The sequence below is a fragment of the Corynebacterium lizhenjunii genome (genome assembly GCF_011038655.2).
Taxonomy (GTDB): Bacteria; Actinomycetota; Actinomycetes; order Mycobacteriales; family Mycobacteriaceae; genus Corynebacterium; species Corynebacterium lizhenjunii.
In genome coordinates this window covers 2,474,615-2,489,984 of the sequence record NZ_CP064954.1, presented here as the reverse complement: position 1 = coordinate 2,489,984, position 15,370 = coordinate 2,474,615, and the positions used below count along the sequence as shown (strand labels likewise).

Annotated in this window: 9 protein-coding genes and 2 rRNA genes; 7 read left to right on the top strand and 4 right to left on the bottom strand. The window is 59.0% G+C overall.

Going from position 1 to position 15,370, the window contains the following annotated elements:
- Positions 1-3: 3 nt before the first annotated feature.
- The 3 genes from G7Y31_RS11320 to G7Y31_RS11310 all read right to left on the bottom strand — a co-directional run bounded on the left by G7Y31_RS11320 (position 4) and on the right by G7Y31_RS11310 (position 4,051).
- Positions 4-1,338 (bottom strand): MFS transporter, encoded by a 1,335-nt coding sequence (locus G7Y31_RS11320; RefSeq protein WP_165009867.1) that lies wholly within the window; start codon positions 1,336-1,338, stop codon positions 4-6.
- 36 nt (positions 1,339-1,374) lie between these two features.
- Entirely contained in the window at positions 1,375-3,771 is a 2,397-nt protein-coding gene (locus tag G7Y31_RS11315) for a heavy metal translocating P-type ATPase (RefSeq protein ID WP_165009865.1), read from the bottom strand.
- 82 nt (positions 3,772-3,853) lie between these two features.
- Entirely contained in the window at positions 3,854-4,051 is a 198-nt protein-coding gene (locus G7Y31_RS11310) for a heavy-metal-associated domain-containing protein (protein ID WP_165009863.1), read from the bottom strand.
- Between the two features lie 321 nt (positions 4,052-4,372).
- On the opposite strand from G7Y31_RS11310, the gene trxA reads away from it, so the two are divergent.
- Both trxA and G7Y31_RS11300 read left to right on the top strand, forming a co-directional pair.
- Positions 4,373-4,744: a thioredoxin gene (trxA, locus tag G7Y31_RS11305; protein ID WP_165009861.1), complete on the top strand. Its 372-nt coding sequence runs from the start codon at positions 4,373-4,375 to the stop codon at positions 4,742-4,744.
- A gap of 150 nt (positions 4,745-4,894) precedes the next feature.
- A complete protein-coding gene (locus G7Y31_RS11300; RefSeq protein WP_165009859.1) occupies positions 4,895-5,641 on the top strand; it encodes a PspA/IM30 family protein in 747 nt (248 codons plus the stop codon).
- Here the strand turns inward: G7Y31_RS11300 and G7Y31_RS11295 are convergent.
- On the bottom strand, positions 5,638-6,948 hold the full coding sequence (locus G7Y31_RS11295; protein ID WP_165009857.1) for an NYN domain-containing protein: 1,311 nt from the start codon (positions 6,946-6,948) through the stop codon (positions 5,638-5,640). The two genes, G7Y31_RS11300 and G7Y31_RS11295, sit on opposite strands and share 4 nt — an antisense overlap.
- Before the next feature lie 147 nt (positions 6,949-7,095).
- On the opposite strand from G7Y31_RS11295, the gene G7Y31_RS11290 reads away from it, so the two are divergent.
- From G7Y31_RS11290 to G7Y31_RS11270, 5 genes are all read left to right on the top strand, one after another.
- Positions 7,096-7,470 (top strand): GntR family transcriptional regulator, encoded by a 375-nt coding sequence (locus tag G7Y31_RS11290; protein ID WP_165009855.1) that lies wholly within the window; start codon positions 7,096-7,098, stop codon positions 7,468-7,470.
- A gap of 67 nt (positions 7,471-7,537) precedes the next feature.
- Entirely contained in the window at positions 7,538-8,395 is an 858-nt protein-coding gene (locus G7Y31_RS11285; RefSeq protein ID WP_244977399.1) for an ATP-binding cassette domain-containing protein, read from the top strand.
- Positions 8,395-9,453, top strand: coding sequence for a hypothetical protein (locus tag G7Y31_RS11280; RefSeq protein WP_165009853.1), 1,059 nt, complete (start codon positions 8,395-8,397; stop codon positions 9,451-9,453). Before G7Y31_RS11285 ends, G7Y31_RS11280 begins: the two co-directional genes overlap by 1 nt.
- A 741-nt stretch (positions 9,454-10,194) precedes the next feature.
- Positions 10,195-11,714, top strand: a 16S ribosomal RNA gene (locus G7Y31_RS11275).
- Positions 11,715-12,172: 458 nt separating this feature from the next.
- A 23S ribosomal RNA gene (locus G7Y31_RS11270) occupies positions 12,173-15,257 on the top strand.
- The 16S and 23S rRNA genes sit together here, the layout of an rRNA operon.
- The last annotated feature ends 113 nt before the right edge of the window (positions 15,258-15,370 follow it).

The following is a 15,370-nucleotide window of genomic DNA, read 5'->3' as shown; positions in this document are numbered from 1 at the left end:
AGCCTAGTGCAGCGCTTTGCCGCGTTGCTCGGGCAGGGCGCGGGTGGCTGCAGCCGCGATAAAGAAAGCCGCGGCGAAGAGGGCAAACAGCCATTCGGTACCCGCGTGCGCCAGCACCACGGGCACCAGCAGCGGGGCCAGTATGGAGGCCAAGCGCCCAAATCCGGCCGCAGCACCGGTTCCGGCACCGCGCAGGTGGGTGGGGTAGAGCTCTGGCCCGATGGCGTAGAGCGCCCCCCAGGCGCCCAGGTTGAAGAAGGACAGCAAGCAACCGGCGGTGAGGATCATCGCCGTGCTATCTGCCGTTCCGTAGAGACCAGCGGCTACCGCAGAGCCCACCAGGAACGCGGCCAGGGTGGGGCGCCGGCCCCACACCTCAATGAGCCATGCCGCGGCAGCGTAGCCCGGAAGCTGCGCCAGCGTGATAATCAGCGTGAAGCTAAAGGACTTCACCAAAGAAAAACCGTCCGCCACCAGCAGGGAGGGGATCCAGATGAACGCGCCGTAGTAACTCAGATTCACGCAGAACCAAATGGTCCACAAAGCGGCGGTGCGCCGGCGCAAAGTGGGGGACCAAATGTGCCGGGAGGTCACTTCATCTTCGCGGTACACAGGGGCAGCGGCACGGCCGTCGATCTCACCGGCCTCTGCCTCGAAGGAGGCCACAATTTCTTCAGCCTCTTCGTGCTGCCCGCGGGATTCGAGGAAGCGCACCGACTCCGGCAAGCCCAGGCGGACGTAGAGCGCGTAGAACGCCGGCACCATGCCCAACGCCAGGGCCCAGCGCCAGCCCACAGGGGAGGCGCTGACCACAAATGTGCCGACGACCGCCGCCAGAATCCATCCCACTGCCCAGAAGGCTTCCAAGATGACCACCATGCGGCCGCGCACCCGCACCGGGGCGAATTCCGAGATCAGGGTGGAGGCAACAGGAAGCTCCGCGCCCAGACCTAGGCCGATGACAAAGCGCAGCGCGATTAGCATCCCCAGCCCGGTGGCTAGGGCCGAGGCCCCGGTGGCTAGACCGTAGACCAGCAAGGTGAGGGCGAAAATCTGCCGCCGGCCAAATTTGTCGGCCAGCAGCCCGCCGAAGGTGGCGCCCAGAGCCATGCCCATGAACCCCACGGAGGCCAGCCACGATGATTGCGTGGGGGTAATCCCCCAGTGAACGGCCAGTGCGGCCATGATGAAAGAGATGAGCCCCACGTCCATGGCGTCGAGCGCCCAGCCCAGCCCGGACCCCAGCAGCAGCCTCTTGTGCTTTGCGGTGACCGGAAGTCTGTCCAGGCGCTCATTGCGCGTTAACGGGGTGTCTACACGATGATCAAGTTGTGCCATGCCCTTTCATGCTAGAGCCTGCGCGCATATTTTTTGTCACTTTGCAGAAATTGGCTGAAAATTACGCAGACGCAGGGAGTTTGTCACCACAAATACGGAACTAAACGCCATCGCCATACCCGCAAATAGGGGGTTTAGCCATCCAAGCGCCGCCACGGGGATGAGGATGACGTTATACGCGAACGCCCAAAACAGGTTGCCTTTGATGGTGCGCAGTGTTCGCCGCGAGAGCCGAATAGCCACCGCCACCGAATTGAGGTCATTGGTCATTAGCGTGATGTCCGAGGCCGCAATGGCCACATCGGTGCCCGCGCCCATCGCTAGACCCAGGTCGGCCTGCGCGAGTGCGGCGGCGTCATTGACGCCATCGCCTACCATGGCTACCACTTTGCCTTCGGACTGCAGCTGGCGCACGAAGGCTACCTTGTCCTCCGGCATGACCCCGGCCGTGACGTGCTCAATGCCCACTTCCTGTGCCACGTGCGCCGCGGCGGCCTCGGCGTCTCCAGTAAGCAGGTGCGGGGTCAGGCCCAGGCTGCGGAGCTGGCCGATGCCCCCTGCCGAACTCTCCTTTACTGTGTCCCGGACCTCTATGGTTCCGGCTTCTGTGCCGTCAATGCTCACCGCCACCAACGTTCCCGTGCCGGAATAGGGCGCGGCGCTGCGCCCAACGGCTACTTCGTGGCCGCTCACGGTGGCGCGCACGCCCTGCCCGGGAATGGCGCGAAATTCGCTAGCTGGCTCTAGCACCGGCGGTCCCGCGGGCTCGTCGGATTGCCCGCCCGCCTGTGCGTCTGCCGGCCCGCCCGCATGTGCATCCGCACGCACGCCGGGTTGCACCCCTGCCTGCGCATGGGCCCCCACAATCGCCTGGGCAATTGGATGCTCAGATCCGGCCTCGGCTGCCGCGGCAAAGCGCAGCAGCTCATCACGGGAGTACTTCGTCCGCGAGGCCGGGGTAACGGCGCTGACCGTCATCTTGCCTTCAGTAATGGTGCCCGTCTTATCGAGCACCACCGTATCCACCTTGCGGGTGGACTCCAGCACTTCCGGGCCCTTGATTAGAATGCCCAGCTGGGCGCCGCGGCCGGTGCCCACCAAAATGGCGGTGGGGGTAGCCAACCCCAGGGCGCAGGGGCAGGCGATAATTAGGACGGCGACGGCGGCCACGAAGGCGGGGGCAGGGGCATCGGCAAGCCAATGCACCATCAGTGTCAGCAGCGAAATGCCAATGACCACCGGGACAAAGACCTGCGCAATGCGGTCCACCAGACGCTGCACTGGTGCCTTGGAGGCCTGCGCATCGGTGACCAGCTGCGCCATGTGGGCGAGGACGGTATCCCGGCCGACGCGGGTGGCGGTGACCTCCAGGAGCCCGGACGTGTTGAGGGTGGCGCCCGTGACGGTATCTCCAGGGCCCACCTCCACGGGCAGGGGCTCCCCGGTGAGCATGGACTCGTCCACTGCGGAGTACCCCGCGCGTACTTGGCCGTCCGTGGCTATCTTTTCGCCGGGGCGCACCACAAAGGTCTCGCCCACGCGCAGCTGCTCGATGGGGATGCGCACCTGCGCGCCGTGACGCAACACCGCCACGTCCTTGGCGCCCATGTTGAGCAGAGTTCGCAGCGCAGCGGAGGATTTACCCTTCGCGCGCAACTCTAGCCAGCGCCCGAGCAGCAGAAAGGTTATCACCATGCCCACGGACTCCAGATAGATATGGTCCATGTGCGCATGGTTGGCGGCGAAGGTCATGTGCATCTTCATTCCGGGCTGGCCGGCGTTACCGAAGACAAGCGCGTACAGCGACCAGAAATACGCCGCAGTGGTGCCCAGCGAAATTAGCGTGTCCATGGTGAACGCGCCGTGGCGCAGGTTGGCCCAGGTCGCCTTGTGGAACGGCGCCCCGCCGAAGACGTAGACCACAGTGGCCAGCGCCAACGCGACCCATTGCCAATAGAGGAACTGCCAGGCCGGCACCATGGAGACCACCATTAGCGGCAGCGATAGGGCCGCACTGAATAGGGTGCGCCGCAGCAGGTCCGCTTCCTGCTTGCGCGCGGCGTCCTGCGCCGGTTCTGCCGATGCCCCGTGGCTTGCCGATGCCGCCCCATCCCCCGGCTCCACGGAGTTTTGTGCGGTGGGTTCGGTCCCGGGCTGCACGGCGTTTTGTGCACCCGGGGCCGGCTGGGGGCCGTGGGGCGCGCCGGGCGTGTGGGGAAAGGCATCATATCCGGCATTCTGGACCGTGCTGATGAGCATTGCCACGTCAATGTGCTGCGGGTTGAAGTCGATGGCGGCGGACTCGGTGGCGAAGTTGACCGTGGCGTGCACCCCTTCGAGCTTGTTTAGCTTGCGCTCCACGCGTGAGGAGCACGAGGTGCACGTCATGCCGGTGACGCCGAGGTCAATGTGGTCAAGAGTTTGCTGTGGCATTGGCTTGGACTCTGGGTGAAGGTGGGCGGCTAAGGGGGAGGGCTGCGGGGCCTGGGAGGGGTTGAGGCGGGTGCGGGCGGATTTAGGCCAGCTGGTAGCCGGCCTCTTTAATGGCTGCGGCGATCTGGGCGTTACTAAAACCTTCGCCTTCCACCTGGACGGAGCCGGTGGTGTGGTCAGCATTTACGCTGGTGACGCCGGGGATCTCTGCGATTTCCTCTTGGACGGAAAGCTCGCAGTGGCCGCACGTCATGCCGGTGACGGTGTAGGTCTGGACCATGAAAACTCCTTACATAGCTGGGATGTACTACCGCCCAAGAATATACCCCTGCCGGGTATGGCGCAAGGGGGTAGTTGGGTTGGACTGGGGCGGGCTGAGGCAGAGTCGGGTTGGGCTGAGGCAGGTTGAGGCTAGAGCTTGCCCAGTTGGCGCAGATCTTGCCTTGTTGGTACAGCGTTGGTACGGCTGCGGAATAAACCCCAACCAGGTACGGTTGATAGGAACAACCCCGGCAAAACGGGGATAATGATAGGTCGCGTTGAGCTTTTGCGGACTTCGTGGCACTGGACATTGCACTATGAATTAAGGAGTTAGAACTCTATGGCAACCATCGACGTCACTGAGAAGGATTTTGAAACTACCGTCAGTGCGGACGGCATTGTGCTGGTAGACGCCTGGGCTGACTGGTGCGGACCCTGCAAGCGCTTTGCGCCGGTCTTTGAGGGGGCATCGGACAAGCATGAGGACGTCACCTTTGCCAAGCTGGACACCGAAGCCAATCAGGGGCTGGCGGGTGCCTTGCAAATCCAGTCCATCCCCACCCTGATGGCCTTCCGGGATGGAGTGTTGGTCTTCCGCCAAGCCGGTGCGCTACCGCCCGCAGCTCTAGAGGATCTGATTACTCAGGTCAAGGACCTCGATATGGACGAGGTGCGCGCCCAAGTAGCAGCGCAGCAGGGCGCTGAAAACTAGCGCTGAAAACTAGCGTTGAAAACTGGCGCTGAAAGCTAAGCGGACTTGAGGGTGCTGGCTTAAAAGCTGGCCCCGGCTAAGATGCGCTGTCCCACGTAGACTGGTGGGACAGCGCATTTTTCTATACCACCACGAAGGAGTATTTCATCCATGGCTAACCCGGTGAGCAAGGGCTGGAAGTATCTGATGGCGTCGTTTGACCAGAAGATTGACGATAACGCCGACCCCAAAGTTCAAATCCAGCAGGCTGTCGCCGCCGCCAAGAAGCAGCACCAGGAAATAACGGAGCACGCTGCGGAGATTATTGGCAATAAGTCCCGGCTGGAAATGCAGCTCAACCGACAAATTGAGGCTGCGGAGAAATACCAGCGGCAAACCCAACAGGCGCTCCAACTTGCAGACGAGGCTTCTGCGGCGGGCGATAGCACTAAAGCGCAGGAATATACCCAAGCTGCGGAGGTTGTAGCAGCGCAGCTAGTGGCTGCGGAACAAGAGCTGGAGGAGCTGAAGGTTCAGCACCAGGCCGCCACCTCTGCAGCCGAGCAGGCCGCCGCTAAGCAAAAAGAGTCCGAAGCCCGGTTGCAGGAGCAGCTAGCGCAGGTGGACCAGCTCATGGCGCAGGCAGACCAGGCCGCCATGCAGGAGAGTAATGCCAAAGCAATGGATTCCCTCAATGACCTCAATCCGGAGGACTCCGTGCCTACCCTGGATGCGGTGCGCGCCAAGATTGAGAAACGCTATGCGGACGCCCTTGGCCACCAGGAACTGATGGAGGGCACCCACATTCAGGACTTTGTCCAGGCGGAGACCGAGATCAAGGCCAATTCCCGCCTGGCGGAAATCCGCGCCCAGATGGAGCGTAAGAAAGAGCTCGAATCTGGCGAAGACGCCCGCTAGTCGCGGAGGTTAAGTAGTACGCCGCGAATGCCCGAGTGGAATCCATCGCGGAGATTGACGCGCTGGGTTTCCGTCAGGGTGTATTCATGCAAGGTTTCGCACGCAAACTGCAGTAGGGGACGGTCCACCTCCGGTGGCAGTCCACCGCCAGAGAGTAGGTGCGCTTGGTCGCGCTGCTGCGTGGTTGCCGCATTTTCATACCACCAGCTGGCGTACTGGCGTCCCACGTCGAAGGGGGTCTGGAAGCCCGCGGAGGTCCACACTTCTTCCGGCAGCGGGACGTAGCGCGAGCGCAGCTTGCGACGCGGCGCCATCATCGACGGCTTGGGCGGGCCGGAAGGGCCGGCAGTGCGCGGTTTGTCCGTGGCGCTCTCCGGGGCTTCGGTGGAGTCTGCGCGGGTCTGCGCGCGCGACTCTGCCGGAGAGACTGTCCTGGTATCGGGCGCAGAGCCCGGGGTGGTGTCATCCGGCGAGTCCTGAGCAGTGGCTACTGCAGAGTCGGCGCTAGCGGGGGCATCGGCAAGCTGGGTGGGGGCTGCCGCGGCGGCATCGGCGGCGATGGTGTCGGTAGAGGCGGCATCGGCAGACTGGATAGGAGCAGCGGTAGGGGAAGCGGGCGCCGTGCGCGGGGCGGAAGCGAAAGCCGCCTCGGCCTCTGCGGGCTCGGCGTACCCAACGGCTGCGGTGTCCTGGTCAGGTGCTGCTGCGGCAGGGTCTTCCTTGTCGGGGCGTTGCTCGCGAATAACCGGCGGTAGCGGGCCCTCGAGGACCTGGATCTCCATGGCATCGGCGAAGTCCTCACGCGGGTCCAGAATGGTGGTGCTATCGCACGCGTGGCGCAGGTTGGAGGACATGGAATCCCAGCCGAAGCCATAGAGGTGAACGCGAATGCCAGCGAGCACGGCCTCCTCCACGCCGGGGATCATGTCTGCATCCCCGGAGACCAGCACAAAGTCGGTGACCTGCTGTTTCATGGCGGAGACGATCATGTCTGCCACCAGGCGGGTGTCCACTCCCTTCTGCGTGCGGCGATCGCCCCACTCGATGAGCTGGCCGGTGCGCAGTTGCACGCCATCGCAGGTGCGCAAGGCGCGCTGATAACGGTGCGGGCCATTTTCCGGAATGCCGTCGTACCAGTACTGGCGCTGAATCTTCTGGCCAAGCTGGTTTTCAATCATAGCGCCCATGGTGTTGACTACCTCGGGCAAGTCGATCTCTAGCTGCGCGCGCGCCCCGGTCTCCCAGGCGTTATAAAAACTGGCTAACAGATACGAAGTATCGACGAAAACGAGTGTTCTCTCTAACATTGCCTAATCCCTAATGCATTTCTAATTAACTGGTGCCTCCTAGTGTGCCCGAAAACTGCCAAAACTGCGATAAGAGTGGACAAACTCCCAGGAATGTTCTACGGTTAGTTACTGAAGTAACCAACCAACTAAACCGCAAAGGCCATCATGGACAACTCCACCCAACCACTGTTCCGGCAAATCGCCGCCCTGGTTGAGGACTCCATTGTGGACGGCACCCTCCCTGAGGGCACCCAGGCGCCCTCGACTAATGAGCTCGCAGCTTTCCACAACATCAACCCGGCAACCGCCAGAAAGGGAATCGCCTTGCTCGCAGACACAGGAATCCTGGAAAAGCGTCGCGGCATCGGCATGTTCGTTGCTGCAGGAGCTACCGAAGTCATTCGCACCCGGCGCCGCAGCCAATTTGCGGCGGAATACGTCGCGCCGCTAGTGGATGAGGCCGCCCGCCTGGGTTATACCCGGCAGCAACTCCAGGAGCTGGTGCATCGCGTGGCAGAAAGCCGAGGGCTGTATTCGTGAGTCCGCGCCGAAAGTCTTCGTCTGAAAAATTCACCGACAAACTACGTAAGAAAGCTGAGATTGATCAATGAGCAACCACATCGTCACCGCGCACGAGCTGGAAATGCGCAACACCCCGCCCCTAAACTTTTCCCTGGAGCGCGGGCTTACCCACGGCCTGGTAGGGGCCAACGGTGTGGGTAAGACTACGCTGTTGCGAATGATTGCCGGGCAGCGCAATGCCCGTGGCCTGCAGGTATTTGGTCACGCGCCGTTTGACCTGCGCTATGTACTGGACCGGACCATTTTGATGGGCATTGATAACCCGCTACCGGATGGCTGGAACGTAGCTACCCTGTGCAAGCTGGGCCGGGCGCGCTGGGAGACCTGGAACCAGGACCGTGCCGAGGAACTCATCGAGCGCTTCGAGTTACCCAAGAAGAACTATTCAGGTCTTTCCCGTGGGCAGAAATCCGCCATGGGCATCATTATGGCGTGCGCTTCCGGCTGCGAGTTGATGCTGCTTGACGAGCCCTACCTGGGCCTCGATGTCGCCAAACGGGAGGTCTTCTTCGAGGTTCTGGCCCAGGAGCACGGCCGCACCATTATTATCTCCACCCACCACCTCAACGAGCTGGCAGGTCACCTGAACACAGTGCTTTTGCTTGCCGATGCCCCCTTGGCAGGCCAGGTTGGCGACATCCTGGAGGCCGTGGTGTCCCTCAGTGGCCCGGCGGGGCTAGTGGACCAGGCGATAGAGCAGCTGCGACTGCCCATCTTGGGCCGGGAAAGTTCCCCCGTCGGGGATAAAGTCCTCATCGATGCCCGCGGGCACCGCGTGGACGAGGTCTTTGAAGCTGCCGCGCATCTGCGCTTGCGCGCCCAGGAAGTCAGCCTGGAACAAGCAGTCACCGCGTTGGCAACCACCGGGGCAGGTGAGCGCTAATGAGTACCCGCATGAGTCCGGCGCGGCGCGAAGTGCGCCTCTGGTTCGGGGTAGTGGACAAATATAGCTTGGTGGTGTTGCCCTTCTTTGGCCTGCTGTGGGGCATAGGTACTGCCGATGCCGCGCCGCTGTGGCAGTGGCTGTTTGCCGTGGTACTGCTGATCATGGTGACCATGCCCAAGCTAAATAGCAAAGCCATCGTGGCGTTGGGGATTACGCGCAGGCAAGAACACCTCTACAAGGTAATTCTGGCCGTGCTGACTTTTGCCAGTGGAGCGGTGGGATTGTTTATAGCTGGCAGACCTTTGCTGGTGCTTCCGGCTCTCGCAGCCTTAATGTGGATAGTCATCCGCCCGCCCAGGGACCCCGAGCGAGATGCGTCGCGGGACACGGATGAGGAGCGACAGGCAGAACTAATTGCTCACAGCGATGGGCGCGACTCTTTCGGCCGCCTTCCTGCAACGCCGCTAGTACAACTGGTGGTGCGGCCTCTGTGGTGGCGCCTGCCCGTCCTGTGGGCAGTGGTCCTGGTGGCGTTGGGCGTCGCGGAATTGCTGCAGCACTTCGCAATAGCTGACGGAATACTCAAAATCATTTTCTTCGGTGTGTTATTTACTCAGTACGCGCTGCTGGGCAACGACTCAGATACCTTGCGCGATTACGTCCATTTCGGTGGAACGCGCCGCGAGTGGACTACAGCGGTGGTAGGTATCCACTTATTGGGCATGGCCTGTGGGTTCGTTGTGCTTGCAGCGGTTGCCCTGTGGACGGGCGCATGGCCCATGGGCCTGACCGTCATTGTGCTCATGCTGCCAACCTTGCTGACTACCCTGGGCTTGCAGCCGGCATCCCTGCGGTGGAGTTGGCTGCTCGGAGTTTTCTTCCTGGCGGTCGGTGCGGCGGCGTTCTACTACACGCAAATCTGGGATGGCAGCCAGCTGGTGGGCTTGGGTATTGCCTTGGTCGCTGTGGTCGCCTGGGTGCCCACCACGTTGTTCTTGGCGCGGACTTATGACACCAGCGCTCCGACCTTTGCGGACTGGTTCGGCCTCAGCTAGTTGTTCCATTCCTTCGACCCCCCAATTTTGCAGTTGCTTGCCGATGCCGCTGTGGGTTGGGGGTTTGTTGGTGGTTGGGGTTGTTTGGGTGGTGGTTGGTGTGGGGTGGATATGGGGTGTGGGCTGGGGATTTGTGTTGGTGGTGGGGTGTGTGTAGATTAGTTCAAGTCAGCGCGACCGACAGCGCCCCGCTTACAGCCCGCTTTTTGTTGGGTCTGGTTGATTGCGGTGAGGCGGTAAGAAAACAGTTGCTGATGTTCCTCCTTTGAAGCTTGCTAGAGTGTTTCTGGTGTGTGGATGTGGGTGGGGATGTTGTTTGAGAACTCAATAGTGTGCCAATGTACTTTTATTTTTGTTTGTCTGCTGTGGCGGTCATTGTGGTGGAAGTGTGTTGTGCTGGCTGCGCCTGTTTGGTGGGTGTGGTTGGTTGGTGTGTGCCGGGTGGTGCCCTGTTCCGAATGTGGGGTGTCACTGTAATAGAACTGATAATTTTTGGTTTGGTGCATACTGTTTAAGAGTCGCATTTTTGCTGTGGTGGCGTTTGTTGTCATGGTGGTAACCGGACCGTCTGGGCTTCCTCGTCGGTTGTTGGGTGGTTCGGGTGATTTTTTCTTTATGTAGTAATTTTTTGGATTAGCCAGTCCGCTGCTGCTGTTTGTGGTGGTGGTTTGGTTTGTCTTTTTTGTCTAGGTTTGGGCTTTTCACGCCCTGGTCCGGCGCCTGTTTGGGTGTTGGTGCCTTTTTGTGGAGAGTTTGATCCTGGCTCAGGACGAACGCTGGCGGCGTGCTTAACACATGCAAGTCGAACGGAAAGGCCTCTTGCTTGCAAGGGGTACTCGAGTGGCGAACGGGTGAGTAACACGTGGGTGATCTGCCCCTAACTTCGGGATAAGCTTGGGAAACTGGGTCTAATACCGGATAGGACCATGCTTTAGTGTGTGTGGTGGAAAGTTTTTTCGGTTAGGGATGAGCTCGCGGCCTATCAGCTTGTTGGTGGGGTAATGGCCTACCAAGGCGTCGACGGGTAGCCGGCCTGAGAGGGTGTACGGCCACATTGGGACTGAGATACGGCCCAGACTCCTACGGGAGGCAGCAGTGGGGAATATTGCACAATGGGCGGAAGCCTGATGCAGCGACGCCGCGTGGGGGATGACGGCCTTCGGGTTGTAAACTCCTTTCGACAGGGACGAAGCGTATGTGACGGTACCTGTATAAGAAGCACCGGCTAACTACGTGCCAGCAGCCGCGGTAATACGTAGGGTGCGAGCGTTGTCCGGAATTACTGGGCGTAAAGAGCTCGTAGGTGGTTTGTCGCGTCGTCTGTGAAATTCCGGGGCTTAACTCCGGGCGTGCAGGCGATACGGGCTGACTTGAGTGCTGTAGGGGAGACTGGAATTCCTGGTGTAGCGGTGAAATGCGCAGATATCAGGAGGAACACCGATGGCGAAGGCAGGTCTCTGGGCAGTAACTGACGCTGAGGAGCGAAAGCATGGGTAGCGAACAGGATTAGATACCCTGGTAGTCCATGCCGTAAACGGTGGGCGCTAGGTGTGAGGGACTTCCACGTTTCTCGTGCCGTAGCTAACGCATTAAGCGCCCCGCCTGGGGAGTACGGCCGCAAGGCTAAAACTCAAAGGAATTGACGGGGGCCCGCACAAGCGGCGGAGCATGTGGATTAATTCGATGCAACGCGAAGAACCTTACCTGGGCTTGACATATGCAGGATCGGCACAGAGATGTGTTTTCCCTTGTGGTCTGTATACAGGTGGTGCATGGTTGTCGTCAGCTCGTGTCGTGAGATGTTGGGTTAAGTCCCGCAACGAGCGCAACCCTTGTCTTATGTTGCCAGCACGTTGTGGTGGGGACTCATGAGAGACTGCCGGGGTTAACTCGGAGGAAGGTGGGGATGACGTCAAATCATCATGCCCCTTATGTCCAGGGCTTCACACGTGCTACAATGGCCGGTACAATGCGTTGCGATACTGTGAGGTGGAGCTAATCGCTTAAAGCTGGTCTTAGTTCGGATTGGGGTCTGCAACTCGACCCCATGAAGTTGGAGTCGCTAGTAATCGCAGATCAGCAATGCTGCGGTGAATACGTTCCCGGGCCTTGTACACACCGCCCGTCACGTCATGAAAGTTGGTAACACCCGAAGCCAGTGGCTCAAACTCGTTAGGGAGCTGTCGAAGGTGGGATCGGCGATTGGGACGAAGTCGTAACAAGGTAGCCGTACCGGAAGGTGCGGCTGGATCACCTCCTTTCTAAGGAGCTTTTAGTGTTGGGGTGTAGTTACACCCCACATCATTTGTATGTCGCGCTCCGTCGGGGCGCGACGGTTGGTTGAGTGTGCGAGTGTCATGCTGCCAACGTTTTTAATCGGAGTGGAGACACACCAGTTGATGACACTTTTTTGTTGTGGTGGTCGTCGCAGCAGGTTTTGACAAGCAAGAATGTGTTTGTGGGTATGTTGGTGCATTGTTGGGTGTCTGGGGCATCATTGTGTTGCTCATAACCCATGCTGGTTGCGTGGTGCCACCGTGTGGTGGTGTTGCGTGGTGGTGTGGGGTGTTGTGTGAGAACTGTATAGTGGACGCGAGCATCCGTGACAGTGCTGCCCTTTTTTGTGGGTGGTGTTGTTGCGTGTGTGATTTCTTTGTTCTTTTTGTGTTTTGTGTAGTTCACGCCTCGTAGCCGGGCTTGGCCTGGGTACGTGGTTTGTGTGTTCGTTATTAAGGGCGCATGGTGGATGCCTTGGCATGCTGAGCCGATGAAGGACGTGTAAGGCTGCGTTAAGCCTCGGGGAGTTGTCAATTAAGCGTTGATCCGAGGATGTCCGAATGGGGAAACCTGGCTGCCGTTATGGGTAGTGACCCTTCAGTGAATTCATAGCTGTTGTGGGGGCAACGCGGGGAAGTGAAACATCTTAGTACCCGTAGGAAGAGAAAATAATAATGATTCTGCTAGTAGTGGCGAACGAACGTGGATGAGGCTAAACCGTGTGCATGTGATACTTGGTAGGGGTTGTGTGTGCGGTGTTGTGGGGCCTGATGTGCGGCAGCTACCACTGTCGTGCCAATGCGCATGTTGTTAGGTGAAGTGGTCTGGGATGGCCTACCGGAGAAGGTGAGAGTCCTGTAGCTGAAGATGTGTGTGGTTGGTTGTTGGTGTCCCCGAGTAGCAGCGGGCTCGTGGAATCTGCTGTGAATCTGCCGGGACCACCCGGTAAGCCTAAATACTCAGTGTGACCGATAGTGGATAGTACCGTGAGGGAATGGTGAAAAGTACCCCGGGAGGGGAGTGAAATAGTTCCTGAAACCATGTGCTTACAATCCGTCAGAGCACCTGAAAGTGTGTGATGGCGTGCCTTTTGAAGAATGAGCCTGCGAGTCAGCGGCATGTCGCGAGGTTAACCCGTGTGGGGTAGCCGTAGGGAAACCGAATCCTAATGAGGGTGATTTGTTTAGTGGCATGTCCTGGACCCGAAGCGGGGTGATCTACCCATGGCCAGTGTGAAGCAGCTGTAAGAGGTTGTGGAGGCGCGAACCCACGTAGGTTGAAAACTGCGGGGATGAGCTGTGGGTAGGGGTGAAAGGCCAATCAAACTCCGTGATAGCTGGTTCTCCCCGAAATGCATTTAGGTGCAGCGTCGTATTAGCTTGTTGGAGGTAGAGCTACTGGTTGGTTGAGCGGGACTACAATCTTAGCAATGTCAGCCAAACTCCGAATGCCAGCAATGTGGTGTACGGCAGTGAGACTGTGGGGGATAAGCTTCATAGTCGAGAGGGAAACAGCCCAGATCGCCGGTTAAGGCCCCTAAGGGTGTGCTAAGTGGAAAAGGATGTGGGATCGCGAAGACAGCCAGGAGGTTGGCTTAGAAGCAGCCATCCTTGAAAGAGTGCGTAATAGCTCACTGGTCGAGTGGTTTCGCGCCGACAATGTAGTGGGGCTCAAGCACACCGCCGAAGCCGCGGCAAGACACACCTTGTGGTGTGTGTTGGGTAGGGGAGCGTCGTGCACGTGGTGAAGCGTTACCGTAAGGCGGCGTGGAGTGTGTGCGAGTGAGAATGCAGGCATGAGTAACGAATTGGAAGGTGAGAATCCTTCCCGCCGGATGACTAAGGGTTCCTGGGTCAAGTTCGTCTTCCCAGGGTGAGTCGGGACCTAAGGCGAGGCCGACAGGCGTAGTCGATGGACAACCAGTTGATATTCTGGTACCCGTATTTCCGCGCCCATGATAAAGCACTGATACTAACCACCACAAACGCGCTTTCTGGTCTTTGGCCGGGTTGGGTGTGTGCGTCGTGGGGCCTGATGTGTGGTTCAAGCGATGGGGTGACACAGTGGGGTAGCCATGCCGCTTAGTGGATTGTTGGTGTAAGCGTGTAGCCGGGTGGTGTAGGTAAATCCGTACCACCGTTTGTTGGTAAGACGTGATGCGTAGCCCATATGGGGTGAAGTTGGTGATCCCGTGCTGTCGAGAAAAGCCTCTAGCGATGTGGATGTATGGCCCGTACCCTAAACCGACACAGGTAGTCAGGTTGAAAATACTAAGGCGTTCGGGTGAACTGTGGTTAAGGAACTCGGCAAAATGCCCCCGTAACTTCGGGAGAAGGGGGACCGCACCGTGTGAGCACCCTTTGCGGTGTTAAGCGTGGTGTGGTCGCAGAGAATAGAGGGAAGCGACTGTTTATCAAAAACACAGGTCCATGCGAAGACGTGAAGTTGATGTATATGGACTGACGCCTGCCCGGTGCTGGAAGGTTAAGAGGACCGGTTAGATACCCTTGTGGTGTCGAAGCTGAGAATTTAAGCCCCAGTAAACGGCGGTGGTAACTATAACCATCCTAAGGTAGCGAAATTCCTTGTCGGGTAAGTTCCGACCTGCACGAATGGCGTAACGACTTCCCTGCTGTCTCAACCACAGGCCCGGTGAAATTGCACTACGAGTAAAGATGCTCGTTACGCGCGGCAGGACGAAAAGACCCCGGGACCTTCACTATAGCTTGGTATTGGTGTTTGGTTCGGTTTGTGTAGGATAGGTGGGAGACTGTGAAGCTATCACGCTAGTGGTGGTGGAGTCGTTGTTGAAATACCACTCTGATCGGATTGAGCACCTTAACCTTGGCCCATGATCTGGGTTGGGGACAGTGCCTGGTGGGTAGTTTAACTGGGGCGGTTGCCTCCCAAAATGTAACGGAGGCGCCCAAAGGTTCCCTCAGCCTGGTTGGCAATCAGGTGGTGAGTGTAAGTGCACAAGGGAGCTTGACTGTGAGAGTGACAGCTCGAGCAGGGACGAAAGTCGGGACTAGTGATCCGGCACCTACTTGTGGATGTGGTGTCGCTCAACGGATAAAAGGTACCCCGGGGATAACAGGCTGATCTTCCCCAAGAGTTCATATCGACGGGATGGTTTGGCACCTCGATGTCGGCTCGTCGCATCCTGGGGCTGGAGTAGGTCCCAAGGGTTGGGCTGTTCGCCCATTAAAGCGGCACGCGAGCTGGGTTCAGAACGTCGTGAGACAGTTCGGTCTCTATCCGCCGCGCGCGTTGAAACTTGAAGAAGGCTGTCCCTAGTACGAGAGGACCGGGACGGACGTACCTCTAGTGTGCCAGTTGTTCCGCCAGGAGCACCGCTGGTTGGCTACGTACGGAAGGGATAACCGCTGAAAGCATCTAAGCGGGAAGCCTGTTTTAAGATGAGGTTTCATTTGAGGTCCCCTAAAGACGATGGGGTTGATAGGCCAGACCTGGAAGCATCGCAAGATGTGAAGGCTACTGGTACTAATAGACCAAAACAAACACACCCAACACCAAGTGTTGGATGGTCCTACCAAGCACAAACAAACACACACCTGTGTGCGCGTCCACTATGCAGTATCTGACACAACACTGCAACACACCCACACTCTGTGGTGTG

Excerpts from the sequence above, each read along its gene's own strand:
- trxA (WP_165009861.1), top strand. The coding sequence starts at position 4,373 with ATGGCAACCATCGACGTCACTGAGAAGGATTTTGAAACTACCGTCAGT.
- G7Y31_RS11310 (WP_165009863.1), bottom strand. The coding sequence starts at position 4,051 with ATGGTCCAGACCTACACCGTCACCGGCATGACGTGCGGCCACTGCGAG.
- G7Y31_RS11280 (WP_165009853.1), top strand. The coding sequence starts at position 8,395 with ATGAGTACCCGCATGAGTCCGGCGCGGCGCGAAGTGCGCCTCTGGTTC.
- G7Y31_RS11320 (WP_165009867.1), bottom strand. The coding sequence starts at position 1,338 with ATGGCACAACTTGATCATCGTGTAGACACCCCGTTAACGCGCAATGAG.
- G7Y31_RS11285 (WP_244977399.1), top strand. The coding sequence starts at position 7,538 with ATGAGCAACCACATCGTCACCGCGCACGAGCTGGAAATGCGCAACACC.
- G7Y31_RS11315 (WP_165009865.1), bottom strand. The coding sequence starts at position 3,771 with ATGCCACAGCAAACTCTTGACCACATTGACCTCGGCGTCACCGGCATG.
- G7Y31_RS11295 (WP_165009857.1), bottom strand. The coding sequence starts at position 6,948 with ATGTTAGAGAGAACACTCGTTTTCGTCGATACTTCGTATCTGTTAGCC.
- G7Y31_RS11290 (WP_165009855.1), top strand. The coding sequence starts at position 7,096 with ATGGACAACTCCACCCAACCACTGTTCCGGCAAATCGCCGCCCTGGTT.
- G7Y31_RS11300 (WP_165009859.1), top strand. The coding sequence starts at position 4,895 with ATGGCTAACCCGGTGAGCAAGGGCTGGAAGTATCTGATGGCGTCGTTT.